The organism is Rhodococcus sp. Leaf247, assembly GCF_001426185.1.
Classification (GTDB): Bacteria; Actinomycetota; Actinomycetes; order Mycobacteriales; family Mycobacteriaceae; genus Rhodococcoides.
Genome location: NZ_LMRP01000002.1, coordinates 803,655 through 817,920, shown reverse-complemented (window position 1 = coordinate 817,920; position 14,266 = coordinate 803,655). Strand labels below are relative to the sequence as shown.

Genomic DNA, 14,266 nt, shown 5'->3' with positions numbered 1-14,266 from the left:
TTGGTCTACCTTCGGGTGGACTCAGGAATCCGGGGGGAATTCATGATCGAATCTGCAGTGCTCGAACCACCGACGGTGGCCGAGATACGCGATTTCGCAACGCGATTGAGCCTTGTCGACGACTACGAGACGGCCGCATCGGGTATCGACGCCGTGAGGGCTCTGGAAGAGTTGAAATCGGTGGGGGCAGCGGCGCAGGCCTCGGTGACCGATCATGTCTCCGCAGTCATTCGCGCCGATCGCCGCGATCGTGGGGTGGCGCAGAACAAATGGGACGCCGGCATCGCGTCGCAGGTGGGTCTTGCACGCCGTGAATCCCACCATCGAGGCGGCACCTATCTGGGCCTGGCGCGGGCGGTGGTGCAGGAGATGCCGCACACCCATGCCTTGATGCGCAGAGGCCTGCTGAACGAGTATCGAGCGACGCTCCTGGTCCGGGAGACCGCACACCTGTCGGCGGAGGATCGGCGCGAGGTCGACCGGCGTCTGTGTGCCGAGGCGGCAACCCTCGACGGGAAGGGAGACGCGCATATCGTCGCGATGGCCGCCGCCGCCGCACAGGAGTTGGATGCGGTGTCGGTGGTGAAGCGCAATGCTCGGGCGAAGTCTCAGCGTCGGGTGAGCGTGCGGCCCGCACCCGAGTTCATGGCCTACGTGAATGCTCTGATGCCGATGGATCAGGCGGTGTGCGTCTACGCGACGCTCCGACGAGACGCCGACGCGATGGTGGGGTCCGGCCTGGCGGGAGATCGAACCAGGGACCAGGTCATGGCAGACCTGCTGTTCGAGCGCGTGACCGGAGCCTCCGCAGCACAGGGCGCCCCCGTGGCCGTGCAGATGGTCATGTCCGACGAAACACTGCTCGCGGGCGGCGACGAGGCCGCCTACGTTCCCGGCTACGGCACCGTTCCGGCGGCGTCGGCCCGCAGACTCGTAGCGGACAGCGTGGACACCGGCGGGGCCGGAGCGACCCTGCGGCGCGTGTATGCGAACCCGACCACCGGGCACCTGACGGCGATGGAGTCCAGTGCGCGGACGTTCCCCGCAGGTCTGGCGTTGTACATCGACATCCGGGACCGGACGTGCAGGACGCCGTGGTGCGACGCGCCGATCCGCCACCACGACCACATCACCCCACACCGGTTCGGTGGACCGACCACCGCCGACAACGGCATGGGCCTCTGCGCTGCCTGCAACTACGCCAAGGAAGCGGACGGATGGGAGACGACGAGGATCCGAGAGGACGTCGCCGGCCTGCACATCGTCCGCTTCCGCACCGCGACAGGCCACACCTACGACTCCGCGGCGCCGGTGCCGCCGCGCCCGATGTCGTCGTCCTCCGTCGAAGCTCGGCTCGAGGAACTGGTGACCGAGAGGTGGGCTGGATAGGTGTCGTCAGACGGCGACGAGGGTCGGCTTGTCGAGCGGCGAGTAGTGCGATGCGTCGCCCGCGATGACGCGGCTGGGCTCACCGTGGACGCTGACCGGGACATCGCCGGCCAGAGTGATGCGCTCCAGTCGTCGGTGCTGGTCGCCCCGGTCCGCGACGGCATAGTGCTGCGTCGCGCGGTTGTCCCAGATCGCGACGTCGCCCAGCTGCCACTGCCACCGAACGGTGTTCTCCAGCTTCGTCACTCGATCCTGCAGCAGGGTGAACAGTGCGTGCGACTCCTTGGTGGACAGTCCGACGAAGCTCTTGACGAAGTGTCCCAGGAGGAGGGTCCGTTCACCGGTCTCCGGATGGACACGCACGACGGGATGCTCCGTCTCGTAGCGGGTCGATTGGAACTCTCGGCGGTACGCCGCGGAGTTCTCGTCGCGCACAGCATCGGCAGCCGTGGCGGAGTAGTCGTAGGTGTTGGTGTGCACCGCCCACAGGTTGTCGACCAGCGCCCGGAGTGGTTGCGGCAGTGAATCGTACGCGGCTACCTGCGATGCCCACGTGGTGTTGCCGCCGTACTCGGGCAGCGTGACCGCACGGAGGATGGACGCTTTCGGGATGCGGTCGACGAAGGTGACATCGGAGTGCCAACTGTTCGCCTTGCCGTACGTCGAGTCGATGGCGAGAGTCTTCGTCCCGTGCGATGTCACGGTGGGGTGCGGCGTCGTCGGGGCTCCGAGCAGCTCGGCGAACGCGTACTGGGACTCGTCGTCGAGGTGATCCTGGCCGCGGAAGAAGATCACCTTGTGCTGCAGCAGGGCACGGCGAACGACGTCCACGGTGTCCGCGTCGAGATCCCCGCCGAGGCGGACCCCGTCGATACGCGCTCCGATATGGGCGCCGAGTTTGGTGGCAGTGATGTGAGTTGGCATGCGACACAGAACATCACACGGCGCGTCGGTCCTGAACGGTTGTGCTCGAGCTGATCAGATCAGCGGCGATGCCGTCGTTGTGCCGGAAGAATCCTGCGTCGATGCCGGGGCGGGCGAACGCCCCGGACCAGGCGTGTCCGGCGACCCAGGCTCCGACGGCGTATCGACGTGGGTGAGCTGTGCCCGACGCGTCGATCACGCGTGACGACCCGTCGACGGCCAGCTTGGCAGGGCTGGTCGGCGATGCGCGCACTTCGCGGACCTCGCCGCGTTCGTGCAGCGATCGGAGAAGCACGTCGGCACTGGCGGAGATGGAGGCAGCCGGCAATCTGGCCTCGATCAACGTTCCCGCCCGCACGATGTCCGGGTGTGCAGTCGACGTGGCTCGGAACCCGTCGGCGTCGACGTCGAAGCGGACGTTCGGTCCGAGGTAGCGGATCACCCCGGCCCTGCCGAGCGCGAGCAGTTGTTCGAGTCGTTCGGGCGGTGGTCCACTGGCGATGAAGCTGAAGAACGAGTGCAGATTTCCCTCCACCTGCGTGGCGACGTCGGTGGGGGCGAGGCGTTGTGTACGCACCAGCTCGCCGACGGTGCGGTAGACCGAGAGCAACCCGGTGAAGACGGCGGCGTCGGCACTGAACCGTGGGTCCCGCCGGCGCCGGAGGTCCGCGTCGATATAGGCATGGACCCGGTCGGCCGCGTCGTCCAGCGAGTCGAACCGCTCGTGCTGCAACGGCCGGTCGAGCACGTCGATGTCGAAACGATCGGCAGGGTCGGGAACCATCCGCTCGACGAGGTCGCCGACCGCCGCGGCGCCGTCTCGTTCCAACGCTGCTTCCAGGTCGGCGAACGACCCGCGAACCGCGTCGGGATGGGACGCGAACAACTCGTAGTAGTGCGCCCACGCCAGTTCGGTCACTGCGAGCGGCCAGATGTCCGCGCGGAAGTCGAGAATGTCGGTGCCGGGAAATGCCTCCGGAACGAAGAAGCGCGGCAACGGGGGAGCCGCGTCGGCGATGGAGTAGGAGATCTTGGAGTGGTAGGGCACTCCGCGCCGGGAACCTGCGTACACCACGGGTTCCCGTCCCGACGGGGCGTAGACGAGGGTTCCGTCGTCCGACCGGGAGAACGTGCCGCCCCGTGACTCGGCGAGCAGCACCATCCAGTCGACGAAGGCGAGCCCCAGTCCGGAGACCAGTACCGGTTCACGCTCGGGGACGACGGTCGGATCGAGGTCGGCGGTGTACCCGGGCCCGATGTAGCGCAGACCGTGGTCGGCGGCGAAGTGCGCGAACGCGGCGACGTCCGCGGGAGGCTCCGTGTCGGGCTGTCCCTGCGCGAGCACGACGTCGTCGACCTCGAGCACCTCGCCGGAATCCAACGACAGTCGTTGCAGCCCGGCATGTTCGGACAGGTCGAGAACGGTGGCTCGGTGCACGTGGACCCGCACCTTGTCCGGGCGGGCCTTGACGGTCGACTCGAAGACGTGGGCGAGGTAGTGCGATTGCAGAGACCGGGACGCGAACGACGAGGGCGTGAATCGTGTGATCTCGTCGCGCAACCCAGGATCGGTGACGAGGGTGTCCCGATTGGCCAGCACCCATTCGGCCAACGTAGGGCCACCGGACCCGTCGGGGAGCATCGCGACGTCGGCCGCGACGGAGTTCATCCACAGCAGCGGGTCCTGGTCGCGCCGCCAGATCCGTCCGGCTCCCGGCGCGTGCGGATCGATGACATGGACGTCGACAGGTTCGGCGAGATCGTCGGCGCGACCGACGATCCGTTCCAGAATGCCGGTGGCGCGGGGGCCGCCGCCGACGAAGGCGATGCTCACGACCACGACTCCGCGGTGAAGCCCACAGCGCGCCGGTCATCCCGCTCGCTCCACAGCAGCGGCTCGGGAATTTCTTTGCGTACGCGGGGGATGACGTCCTCGGCGAACTGCCGGAGGATGTCCTTCTGGTGCTCGGGGTCGAGCAGGTGATTGATCGAGACCGATTGCAGCACATGGCCGTAGGACTGGTGGTAGTCGACGATCTTCTCGGCGACGCGTTCGGACGATCCGACCAGTGACGGTCCGCGGTCCACCGCCTCCTCGACGGTGCGGAAGCTGGTCACCTTTCCCTTGGCCGCGGGATCGTGTCGACGCTTGTCGGCCTGCGCGACGGCGCCCTCGTACAGCGGTCGGAATTCCTCGATCGCCTTCTCCGTGGTGTCGGAGAGGAACAGGCCACCCGACCCGGACCCGACGAAGGCGTAGTCCGGGTCGTGCCCGTGCTCGGCGTACTTCTCGCGGTACCTGTCGATGAGGACGGCATAGTTCTCGCGCGGCTGGAACGCGTTGGCCGAGACGATCGGGTCGCCCCACTGCGCTGCCAGGTCCACCGCCTCCGTCGACGTCGCCGAGCCGTGCCAGATCCGGAAGGGCCCGGCGTAGGGCCGCGGAAGGGTGGTCGCGTCGGTGAGGGGGCTGCGGTGCTGCCCGGACCAGCCGACGTTCTCCTCGCTGATGAGTCGTCGGAACAATTCGTAGTTCTCGGTGAGGTACTCGTACTGCTTAGCGATGTCCTTGCCGAACAGCGGGTACTGCAGCACTTCGTTGCCCTTGCCGATGACGACTTCGAGTCGGCCGCGGCTGAGCTGATCGACGGTGCCGAAGTCCTCCGCGAGGCGTACCGGGTCGAGGACGGACAGCACCGTGACACCCGTCGACAGGAGGATCCGACTCGTGGCCTGAGCCAGCGCACCGAGGATCACGGTCGGGCTCGACGACAGCACGTCACCGGCGTGCCGTTCACCGACGGAGTAGGAGTCGATGCCCAGGTCGTCGGCAAGGACCGCGAGCTCGACGACGCGATCGAACCGGTCGGCTGCGGGCACGGACTCGCCCGTGACGGGGTGCGGCGGGTTGAAGATGATGTCCGGGATCTGAAAACGCACGGAGGACTCCTCGTTCTCGAGCAACCGTTCCACGGTGCCGGAGAGGAGCCCGGGCGCACAGGGTTGCGCGCACGACGATTCGAACGTCGTTACTGATAGACATGACAGGAGTCGGATCCCTACCGGCGAAGAGACAGGAGTTCGGTGTGGCACAGGCATTGAAGCTGGGATACAAGGCATCGGCCGAGCAGTTCGGCCCCCGCGAGCTCGTGGAGATCGCCGTTCTCGCGGAGTCGTCCGGCATGNGTGGCACAGGCATTGAAGCTGGGATACAAGGCATCGGCCGAGCAGTTCGGCCCCCGCGAGCTCGTGGAGATCGCCGTTCTCGCGGAGTCGTCCGGCATGGATTCGGCGACCGTGAGCGACCACTTCCAGCCCTGGCGCCACGAGGGCGGCCACGCCCCGTTCTCGCTCGCGTGGATGACGGCCGTCGGYGAGCGCACGAAGACCCTGCAGCTGGGCACGTCGGTCATGACTCCGACGTTCCGCTACAACCCTGCCGTGATCGCSCAGGCGTTCGCGACGATGGCGTGCCTGTACCCGAACCGGATCATGCTGGGCGTCGGCACCGGTGAGGCCCTCAACGAGATCGCGACCGGATTCGACGGCGAATGGCCNCGCGACGATGGCGTGCCTGTACCCGAACCGGATCATGCTGGGCGTCGGCACCGGTGAGGCCCTCAACGAGATCGCGACCGGATTCGACGGCGAATGGCCSGAGTTCAAGGAACGGTTCGCGCGCCTGCGCGAGGCRGTGTCGTTGATGCGCGAGCTGTGGCTCGGCGACCGCGTCGACTTCGAGGGTGAGTACTACAAGACGAAGGGTGCGTCGATCTACGACGTGCCCGAGGGCGGCGTCCCCGTCTACATCGCTGCCGGCGGCCCGGTGGTCGCCCGCTACGCGGGACGCAGCGGTGACGGCTTCATCTGCACCTCGGGCAAGGGCATGGAGCTCTACACCGACAAGCTGATTCCGGCCGTCGCAGAGGGTGCGGCGAAGATGGAGCGGCCCGTCGACGACATCGATCACATGATCGAGATCAAGATCTCGTACGACACCGATCCCGATGCGGCACTCGAGAACACGCGCTTCTGGGCTCCGCTGTCACTGACGCCGGAGCAGAAGCACTCCATCGACGATCCGATCGAGATGGAGAAGGCGGCCGACGAGTTGCCGATCGAGCAGGTGGCCAAGCGGTGGATCGTCGCGTCCGATCCCGACGAGGCCGTCGAGAAGGTCAAGCCGTACGTCGACGCCGGTCTCAACCACNCCGACCGCGTCGTTGATGCGCGTGAGGAACGAGGTATCCGCCGACGAGTTGCCGATCGAGCAGGTGGCCAAGCGGTGGATCGTCGCGTCCGATCCCGACGAGGCCGTCGAGAAGGTCAAGCCGTACGTCGACGCCGGTCTCAACCACCTGGTGTTCCATGCGCCGGGTCATGATCAGCGTCGATTCCTCGAGCTGTTCAAGACCGATCTCGAGCCCCGTCTGCGCCGACTGGGCTGACCGCTCGCGCGAGGATGCGGTGCAGGTGCGCCGCATCCTCGGTGCTCAGGTCCTGCAGAGATGTCGGTGGCGGATCGCTGATGTCGCCGACACGCTCCATGACCGCGCGGCCGGCATCGGTGACCGTGACGCGCTTGCTGCGTCGATCGGCTTCCACCGTGCGCTGGACGAAGCCGCGCTTCTCCAGATCGTTGACGCACACGGTCGTCGCCGGAGCGTCCATCGCCGCGGCCGACGCCAGTTCGGTCATGGTGAGCGACCCCGACATCAGGCGGCGTAGTACGCGCACGCGGCTGAAGGGCATGCCGACCGCGTCCGCGACCCGTCGCCGCCAGGTGTCGCGGTTCTCGAAGACGAGCGACGTCATTGCGCGCCACGCCGAGTCGACGGGGTCAGACACGGGCGGGCTCCTCGGACCGGAAGAGCGCGGCGACACCGTCGGCGGATCGTGTGGCCCGCGCACTGGCGCTGAAGATCCCCAGTGCGGCGACGATGATCCCGATGACGGCGAGCGCCCACCACACCGTGTGGGTGGAGGACGTGAACTCCTCGCCCGAACCGGCCACCGCACCGGCGGCCGTGAGGCTCCCGCACAGCGCGACGCCGATGCTGACGCCGATCTGTCGGCTGGTGGACGCGACGGCAGAGGCGGCGCCGGCGCGGTCACGTGGCATGCCGCCCACGGCGGCGTTCGTGATCGGGGCGTTGACCAGCCCGAAGCCGATGCCGAAGATCGTGAACATCACGGCCAGTTCGGTGGTGGTGGTCGAGGCGTCGAGACGCGTGAGGGCGAGCCCGGCGACGGCGATGACGGTGCCCGCGACGGTCATCGACGGCCGCGCTCCCCAGCGCGCGACCATCCGGCCCGACAGCGGTGAACACACCAATGTGGCCAGGGCCAGCGGGAGGAAGGACAGGCCCGTGCCGACGGCGCTGAGTCCGCGCACCTCCTGCAGATACAGCGACATCAGGAACAGGAACGCGCCGTATCCGCCGAACGCGCACACCGCGACGACGGTCGCGGACGAGAACGGGATGCTGCGGAAGAAACGCAGATCGATGAAGGGGTCGGTGCGGCGCCTCTCGTACGTGACGAATCCGAGGAAGGCGGCGATCGCCAGCGCGAAAACGCCGAGAGTGACGGGCGACGACCACCCCAGCGACGGGCCCTCGATCAGGCCGAACACCAGTGCCGCGAGCATCGTCACGCCGAGCGCTTGACCCAGCGGGTCGAACGAGCGCACGACGGGGGAGCGCGATTCGGGAACGAACACGGCGGCGAGAACGAACGCCGCGATGCAGACGGGAATGTTGATCCAGAAGACCGATCGCCATCCGGAGACGTCGATGAGGAGGCCGCCGAGCATGGGACCGAGTGCCATCGAGATCCCGACCACGGCGCCCCACATGCCGATCGCGCGAGCTCGCTCCGCCTTGCCGGTGAACACCTGGGTGATGATCGACATCGCCACCGGGTTGAGCATCGATCCGCCGACGGCCTGGATCATCCGGGCCACGATCAGCACCGGGGCGGTCGGCGCGAGGCTGCACAGCAGCGAGCCGACGGCGAAGCTGATGAGGCCGATCTGGAAGACGCGGCGTCGGCCGACGCGGTCGGCGGTGGTCCCGGCCAGGAGCAGCAGGCTCGCCAGCACCAGCGTGTAGACGTCGATGGTCCACTGCAGTTGCGAGACCGACGCACCGAGATCACTGCGGATGGCGGGCAGCGCGACGTTCACGATGGTGGCGTCCATCGACACGATCAGCAGGCTCAGGCAGCACGTGGCCAGGATGATCATCTTGCGACGATGATCGAGGTCGCCCGACGGGACAGTTGTAAGCACACAAGTATTATGCTTGCTCTGGCTAAGGAAAGATCCGCTCAGTGCTTCGGATCACAGGCGTGGTCTCCCGTCTAGGCTGACGTCATGGTCGCCGCGCCCGCAGAACCGCCCAGCTCGAACGATCTCTCCAGCATCTACATCGCGTCTCCGGAGGGCGATACCGGCAAGTCGACCATCGCCCTCGGCCTGCTGCAGATGCTCGGTGCCTCGACCGCCCGCGTCGGTGTCTTCCGTCCGATCGCCCGGTCGTCGTCCGAGACCGACTACATCCTCGAGCTGATGATCGACCACACGACGTCGGACACCACCTACGAGCAGTCGCTCGGCGTGACCTACGACGAGGTCCACACCGACCCCGACGCAGCGCTCGCCGAGATCGTGCGTCGCTATCACGAGATGGCGTCGCAGTGTGACGCCGTGGTCATCGTGGGCAGTGACTACACCGACATCGCGAGCCCCAGCGAACTGGGCTTCAACGCGCGCATCGCCGTCAACCTCGGCGCCCCCGTGTTGCTGGCCCTGCGCGGGTCCGGCCGGACACCCGACGAGATCGCCCATCTGGCCGACGTCTGCCGGTCCGAATTGTCCACGCACCGAGCACATCTGGCGGCGATCGTCGCCAACCGCTGCGACCCCGACTCCCTGAACGAGATCATCGAGCACCTCGCCACCGACGACGTCCCAGCGTGGGCGCTCCCCGAGGTTCCGCTGCTGGTCGCTCCGACGATGGGTGAATTGCACGACGCCATGGATGCGTCGCTGTTCAGTGGTGACCCCGAACTGATGCAGCGAGAAGCGCTGCGGGTGATGGTCGGCGGCATGACGGCCGAGCACATTCTCGAGCGCCTCACCGAGGGCGTCGTCGTCATCGCCCCCGCGGACCGGTCCGACGTCCTGCTGGCCCTGGTCAACGCTCACGAGGCCGAGGGCTTCCCGTCGCTCGCCGGCATCGTCATGAACGGAGGACTGACGCCGCATCCGATGATCGCGAAGCTCATCGAGGGACTGCAGCCGCGTCTTCCCATCCTGACCACCGACCTCGGCACCTTCGACACGGCCAGCGTCGCCGCGTCGACACGCGGTCGGGTGGCCGTAGGGTCGCAGCGCAAGGTCGACACCGCTCTGGGAATCATGGAGCAGCATGTCGACGCGTCGGAAATCCTGAAGCGCCTGCGGGTGTCGATGCCGTCGGTGGTCACGCCGCAGATGTTCGAATACCGACTCATCGACCGGGCCCGCGCGGACCGCAAGCACATCGTGCTCCCGGAGGGTTCCGACGACCGCATCTTGCGGGCCGCGGCTCGACTCCTGCAGCGGCAGGTGGCCGACCTGACGATCCTCGGCGACGAGGCCGCCATCACCCGCCGCGCGAGCGAGTTGGGCGTCGACCTGTCCGTCGCCACCGTGCTCGACCCGACCGACTCCGAGTACACCGACGATTTCGTCGCCGAGTACACCGAACTCCGAAAGCACAAGGGGATGACGGAGGAGAAGGCCCGCGAGGTCATGGCCGATATCTCCTACTTCGGAACCATGATGGTGCACAAGGGTATTGCCGACGGCATGGTGTCCGGCGCCGCCCACACCACGGCGCACACCATCAAGCCGTCGTTCGAGATCATCAAGACGATGGACGGCGTGAAGACAGTGTCGTCGATCTTCCTGATGTGCCTCGCCGACAAAGTGCTCGCGTACGGCGACTGCGCCGTCGTCCCCGATCCCACCGCGGAGCAGCTTGCGGACATCGCGGTGTCGTCGGCGACGACGGCCTCGATGTTCGGCATCGAACCCCGTGTCGCCATGCTGAGCTACTCCACCGGCGATTCCGGATCCGGCGCCGACGTGGACAAGGTGCGCGAGGCCACCGACCTGGTCCGCGACCGCGCGCCGGATCTTCTGGTGGAGGGCCCCATCCAGTACGACGCGGCCATCGACCCGTCGGTGGCGAAGTCCAAGCTTCCCGACTCCGACGTCGCGGGGCGGGCGACCGTCTTCGTCTTCCCGGATCTCAATACCGGCAACAACACGTACAAGGCCGTGCAGCGGTCCGCGAACGCGGTCGCGGTCGGTCCGGTTCTGCAGGGGTTGCGCAAGCCGGTCAACGATCTGTCGAGAGGGGCGCTGGTGCAGGACATCGTCAATACCGTTGCCATCACGGCCATTCAGGCACAGGGGATGTCCTCATGAGTGTTCTGGTCATAAATTCCGGTTCGTCGTCGGTGAAGTTCCAAGTGGTCGATCCGGACTCCGGCGAGAGTGCGCTGCAGGGGATCGTCGAACGCATCGGTGACTCCGACGGCCGTGTCGCGGTGACTCGGGGCGACGACACCACGGAGAAGACGACGGACATCCCCGATCACGAGACGGGGCTGCGGCTGGCGTTCGAGATGATGGCCGACGCCGGCTTGTCGTTGACGGACGCCGGGATCACCGCCGTCGGACACCGGGTGGTGCACGGCGGGACGGTGTTCAGCGAACCGGTTCTCATCGACGACGACGTGGTCTCCACCATCGACGAGTTGAGTTCGCTGGCGCCCCTGCACAATCCGGCGAACCTGCGCGGAATCGAGGTCGCGCGCCGTGAACTTCCCGACCTCCCGCAGGTCGCCGTGTTCGACACCGCCTTCTTCCACACGCTGCCCGCGGCAGCGGCGACGTATGCGATCGATGCGGATGTCGCTGCGGCGCATGACATCAAGCGGTACGGCATGCACGGAACGTCCCACCAGTACGTCAGCTCGGCGGTCACCGATCATGTCGGCAACGAGGTGAACCAGATCGTGCTGCATCTGGGGAACGGTGCGTCCGCGTCCGCTGTCAGCGACGGCGTCGCGGTGGACACCTCGATGGGGCTGACCCCGCTCGAGGGCCTGGTGATGGGGACGCGCAGCGGGGACATCGATCCGGGCATCGTCATGCATCTGCGGCGCAGCGCGGACATGGATGTCGACGCCATCGACGAACTGCTGAACCGCCGGTCGGGCATCAAGGGATTGAGCGGAGTGACCGATTTTCGTGAACTGCGACAGGCGATCGACGGTGGGGACACCGCGGCCGCCCTCGCCTTCGACGTGTACATCCACCGGCTGCGCAAGTACATCGGTGCCTACATGATCGAACTGGGGCACGTGGACGTCATCACCTTCACCGCCGGGGTGGGGGAGAACTCCGCGGAGGTGCGTGCGGCGGCGCTGGCGGACCTCGAAATGTACGGGATCGAGCTCGACGAGACGCGCAATGCCGAGCGCGGCAAGGGTATTCGCACGATCTCGACCGACGATTCGCCGATCACCGTGTTGGTGGTCCCGACGAACGAGGAACTCGCCATCGCACGTGCGGCCGTCGCCCTGGTGGGGTAGAGCTGGTGGGATAGGGCCGACGGGGTAGGTCAGAACAGCGACTTGGGCCGCACCGCATTCGCCAGATCGACCAGCGCGAAGCGGTGCGACCGGGTGCGCGCCGTGCGGGCGAGCGATCTCAGGGCTGCTTCCGCTCCGGTCCGCAGACCGTCCCGCGTGAACGGGAGTCCGAGTATCGGCGCGGACGACTCCGGCGTGTGCCCCGCCTCCATCCACTCCAGCGCGGTGCCCAGCACGACCGTACGCAGTTGCAGCGCACGGGGTTCGCGGGCAGGAAGCGCCTCGACGCGTCGCGCGGCCTCGTAGAGTGCGCCCTCGTCGGTCTCGGTTGCGGGGCCGGACAGCAACGTCAACACGCTGGTCATCCTGGCCATCGAGAAGTGCCGCGAGGTGGGTGGAACCAGATCCAGCGTCATGATCGCGTCGAGCAGAGCACCGCGCTCGGTCAGGCGTCGGGCGAGGCCGAACGCGGCGCTCACGATGCTGCGATCGGTACGCCAGACCGTGGTGTACATGGTCTCGGCGAGAGCGCACCAGGTGGTGTGGTCGTCGTCGGACGTCTGTTGCGCGAGGAGTTCCGCGGTGGCGGCGAGCGCCAGCTTCGGGCCGATCTCCCCGGGCATCGCGGAGAGCACCGAGTCGAAACGCTCCGCGGCGTCGACGAAGTTCCGGCACAGCAGGGCGGTGGTGCCGCGATGCCAGTCGACGCGCCAGTTGCCCGTCACGTCGTCCAGTCTGCGGAGCACCTCGGAAGCGGAGTCACCCTCTCCCAGATCGAGATACGCCCGGGTCTCGGTCAGGACGGCCTCGACGGATCCCATCGTGTCCTCGCCCACGACACGGTCGAGTCCGTTCTCGCGGGCGAGTCGGAGCGAGTCGAGAGTCTGATGCGGCTCGCTGTGCACGGCGGCGGCAATGAGGTGCGCACTGGGGTCGGACGTGTCCAGGAGCGGCACGGGCAGCGCTGCGACGACGTCGCGAGGATTGAGTCGTGCGACACGGTGCCGGCCGTCGATGTAGACGTCCGTGACCGCCACCTGCTCGTCGGTACCGAACGTCGTGCGCTGCGGACTGAACACCGTCGACAGCGACGGGTGCGCATCACCGGTCTGCTGCGAGAGTGCATCGCGCAGAACACCACTGAGCTGGCTCGCGGCTTCGTCGGCGCTGCGGAACCGTGCAGTCGGGTCGGCGGACGTCGCCCGTCGCAGCAGGCGGGAGTAGAACTCGTACTCCGCCAGTACCGGCGAATCCTCGGGAAGGCCGTCGACGTAGCGGCCGTGCTCGGAGGGGACATCGAGGGTCAGCACGGCCAACGTCCGACCGACGGTGAAGATGTCGGAGGCGACGGTCGGTCCTGTCCGGACGATCTCGGGCGCTTGGTATCCCGCCGTGCCGTACAGGTACCCGTAGTCCTCCAGCGCGCTCACGGCACCCAGGTCGATCAGCTTGATCTGATCCTGGGTCACCATCACGTTCTCGGGCTTGAGGTCGTTGTACGCCAACCCGATCGAATGCAGGTACGACATGGCGGGCATGACCTCGAGCAGGTAGGCGATGGCCTCCTGCACCGGCAGCTTGGTGCGCGCAGGATTGTCGGTCATGATCTGCCGCAGCGTGCGCCCGCCGACGTACTCCATGACGATGTATCCGGTCGACCCCGCCGACTCGGCGGCGCCCTTGCGGGGTTGCTCGACGAAGTTGTAGATCTTGACGATGCCGGGGTGCGTCACTTCCGCGAGGAACTGTCGCTCGGCCATCGCCACGGCATGAGCCTCGGCATTGCCGAAGTGCAGCAACCCTTTCAGCACGACCCAGCGGTCACTGACGTTGCGGTCGATCGCCAGATAGATCCAGCCGAGACCACCGTGCGCGATGCAGCCCTGCACCTCGTACTGGCCGGCCACCATCTCGCCAGGCTCGAGCAGCGGCGAGAAATCGAAGTGGGTTCCGCAGCGAGGGCAGTCGCCCGCCGGGTCGGCCGGGCGTCCGTCGACGCTCCGTCCCACCGGGGCGTTGCACTTCCAGCAGAACCGCTTGCTCTCGGGGACACGAGGATCCGACATGACCGCGGTCGCGGGATCGACCTCGGGAATGCGAGGGAGCTCCACCAGTCCGCCGCCGAGACGCCGTCGGGAACCGGTCCGGACGCGACGACTCGGACGTGACGAGCGAGTCGTCGTCTCCGGGCGCAGCGACGCCCGCGTGGCGTCGGTGTCCTCCCGCAGCGATGCGCGGGTGGCGTCGGTGTCCTCGCGCAGCGATGCACGCGTGGCGTCCAGGTCGGGTTCTGTACTCATGA

The 14,266-nt window shown here is 67.3% G+C and carries 9 protein-coding genes and 3 pseudogenes; 6 read left to right on the top strand and 6 right to left on the bottom strand.

Going from position 1 to position 14,266, the window contains the following annotated elements; translation table 11 throughout:
- Positions 1-42: 42 nt before the first annotated feature.
- Positions 43-1,389 (top strand): HNH endonuclease signature motif containing protein, encoded by a 1,347-nt coding sequence (locus ASG64_RS13230; RefSeq protein ID WP_056074363.1) that lies wholly within the window; start codon positions 43-45, stop codon positions 1,387-1,389.
- Between the two features lie 6 nt (positions 1,390-1,395).
- On the opposite strand, the gene ASG64_RS13225 is transcribed toward ASG64_RS13230, so the two are convergent.
- From ASG64_RS13225 to ASG64_RS13215, 3 genes are read right to left on the bottom strand one after another with little or no spacing between them, the layout of a single operon-like run.
- Positions 1,396-2,313 (bottom strand): TauD/TfdA dioxygenase family protein, encoded by a 918-nt coding sequence (locus ASG64_RS13225; RefSeq protein ID WP_056074002.1) that lies wholly within the window; start codon positions 2,311-2,313, stop codon positions 1,396-1,398.
- Between the two features lie 13 nt (positions 2,314-2,326).
- Entirely contained in the window at positions 2,327-4,147 is a 1,821-nt protein-coding gene (locus ASG64_RS13220; protein ID WP_235579588.1) for an FAD/NAD(P)-binding protein, read from the bottom strand.
- Complete coding sequence (locus tag ASG64_RS13215) at positions 4,144-5,253, bottom strand: LLM class flavin-dependent oxidoreductase (RefSeq protein WP_056074362.1); 1,110 nt, start codon at positions 5,251-5,253, stop codon at positions 4,144-4,146. The genes ASG64_RS13220 and ASG64_RS13215 overlap by 4 nt, the downstream gene beginning before the upstream one ends.
- A gap of 246 nt (positions 5,254-5,499) precedes the next feature.
- Between ASG64_RS13215 and ASG64_RS22085 the strand changes: the two are divergent.
- The 3 pseudogenes from ASG64_RS22085 to ASG64_RS22075 all read left to right on the top strand — a co-directional run.
- Positions 5,500-5,870, top strand: a pseudogene (locus tag ASG64_RS22085) (LLM class flavin-dependent oxidoreductase); the annotation flags it as partial.
- Position 5,871: 1 nt separating this feature from the next.
- Positions 5,872-6,523, top strand: a pseudogene (fgd, locus tag ASG64_RS22080) (glucose-6-phosphate dehydrogenase (coenzyme-F420)); the annotation flags it as partial.
- A 1-nt stretch (position 6,524) separates the two neighbouring features.
- A pseudogene (locus ASG64_RS22075) lies at positions 6,525-6,761 on the top strand (glucose-6-phosphate dehydrogenase (coenzyme-F420)); the annotation flags it as partial.
- Here the strand turns inward: ASG64_RS22075 and ASG64_RS13205 are convergent.
- Entirely contained in the window at positions 6,721-7,161 is a 441-nt protein-coding gene (locus ASG64_RS13205; RefSeq protein WP_235579587.1) for a MarR family winged helix-turn-helix transcriptional regulator, read from the bottom strand. The pseudogene ASG64_RS22075 and the gene ASG64_RS13205 overlap by 41 nt on opposite strands.
- Entirely contained in the window at positions 7,154-8,560 is a 1,407-nt protein-coding gene (locus ASG64_RS13200) for a DHA2 family efflux MFS transporter permease subunit (RefSeq protein WP_082518421.1), read from the bottom strand. Before ASG64_RS13200 ends, ASG64_RS13205 begins: the two co-directional genes overlap by 8 nt.
- A 129-nt stretch (positions 8,561-8,689) precedes the next feature.
- Here ASG64_RS13200 and pta point away from each other — a divergent pair, with 129 nt between their 5' ends.
- Both pta and ASG64_RS13190 read left to right on the top strand, forming a co-directional pair.
- Entirely contained in the window at positions 8,690-10,792 is a 2,103-nt protein-coding gene (pta, locus tag ASG64_RS13195; RefSeq protein WP_056073998.1) for a phosphate acetyltransferase, read from the top strand.
- Positions 10,789-11,964 carry an acetate kinase gene (locus ASG64_RS13190; protein WP_056073997.1) on the top strand — a complete coding sequence of 392 codons (1,176 nt, stop codon included), beginning with the start codon at positions 10,789-10,791 and terminating at the stop codon, positions 11,962-11,964. Before pta ends, ASG64_RS13190 begins: the two co-directional genes overlap by 4 nt.
- 29 nt (positions 11,965-11,993) lie before the next feature.
- Here the strand turns inward: ASG64_RS13190 and ASG64_RS13185 are convergent, their stop codons facing one another.
- Positions 11,994-14,264: a serine/threonine-protein kinase gene (locus tag ASG64_RS13185; RefSeq protein WP_056073996.1), complete on the bottom strand. Its 2,271-nt coding sequence runs from the start codon at positions 14,262-14,264 to the stop codon at positions 11,994-11,996.
- Positions 14,265-14,266 lie beyond the last annotated feature (2 nt).

Excerpts from the sequence above, each read along its gene's own strand:
- ASG64_RS13230 (WP_056074363.1), top strand. The coding sequence starts at position 43 with ATGATCGAATCTGCAGTGCTCGAACCACCGACGGTGGCCGAGATACGC.
- ASG64_RS13225 (WP_056074002.1), bottom strand. The coding sequence starts at position 2,313 with ATGCCAACTCACATCACTGCCACCAAACTCGGCGCCCATATCGGAGCG.
- ASG64_RS13200 (WP_082518421.1), bottom strand. The coding sequence starts at position 8,560 with ATGATCATCCTGGCCACGTGCTGCCTGAGCCTGCTGATCGTGTCGATG.
- pta (WP_056073998.1), top strand. The coding sequence starts at position 8,690 with ATGGTCGCCGCGCCCGCAGAACCGCCCAGCTCGAACGATCTCTCCAGC.
- ASG64_RS13190 (WP_056073997.1), top strand. The coding sequence starts at position 10,789 with ATGAGTGTTCTGGTCATAAATTCCGGTTCGTCGTCGGTGAAGTTCCAA.
- ASG64_RS13185 (WP_056073996.1), bottom strand. The coding sequence starts at position 14,264 with ATGAGTACAGAACCCGACCTGGACGCCACGCGTGCATCGCTGCGCGAG.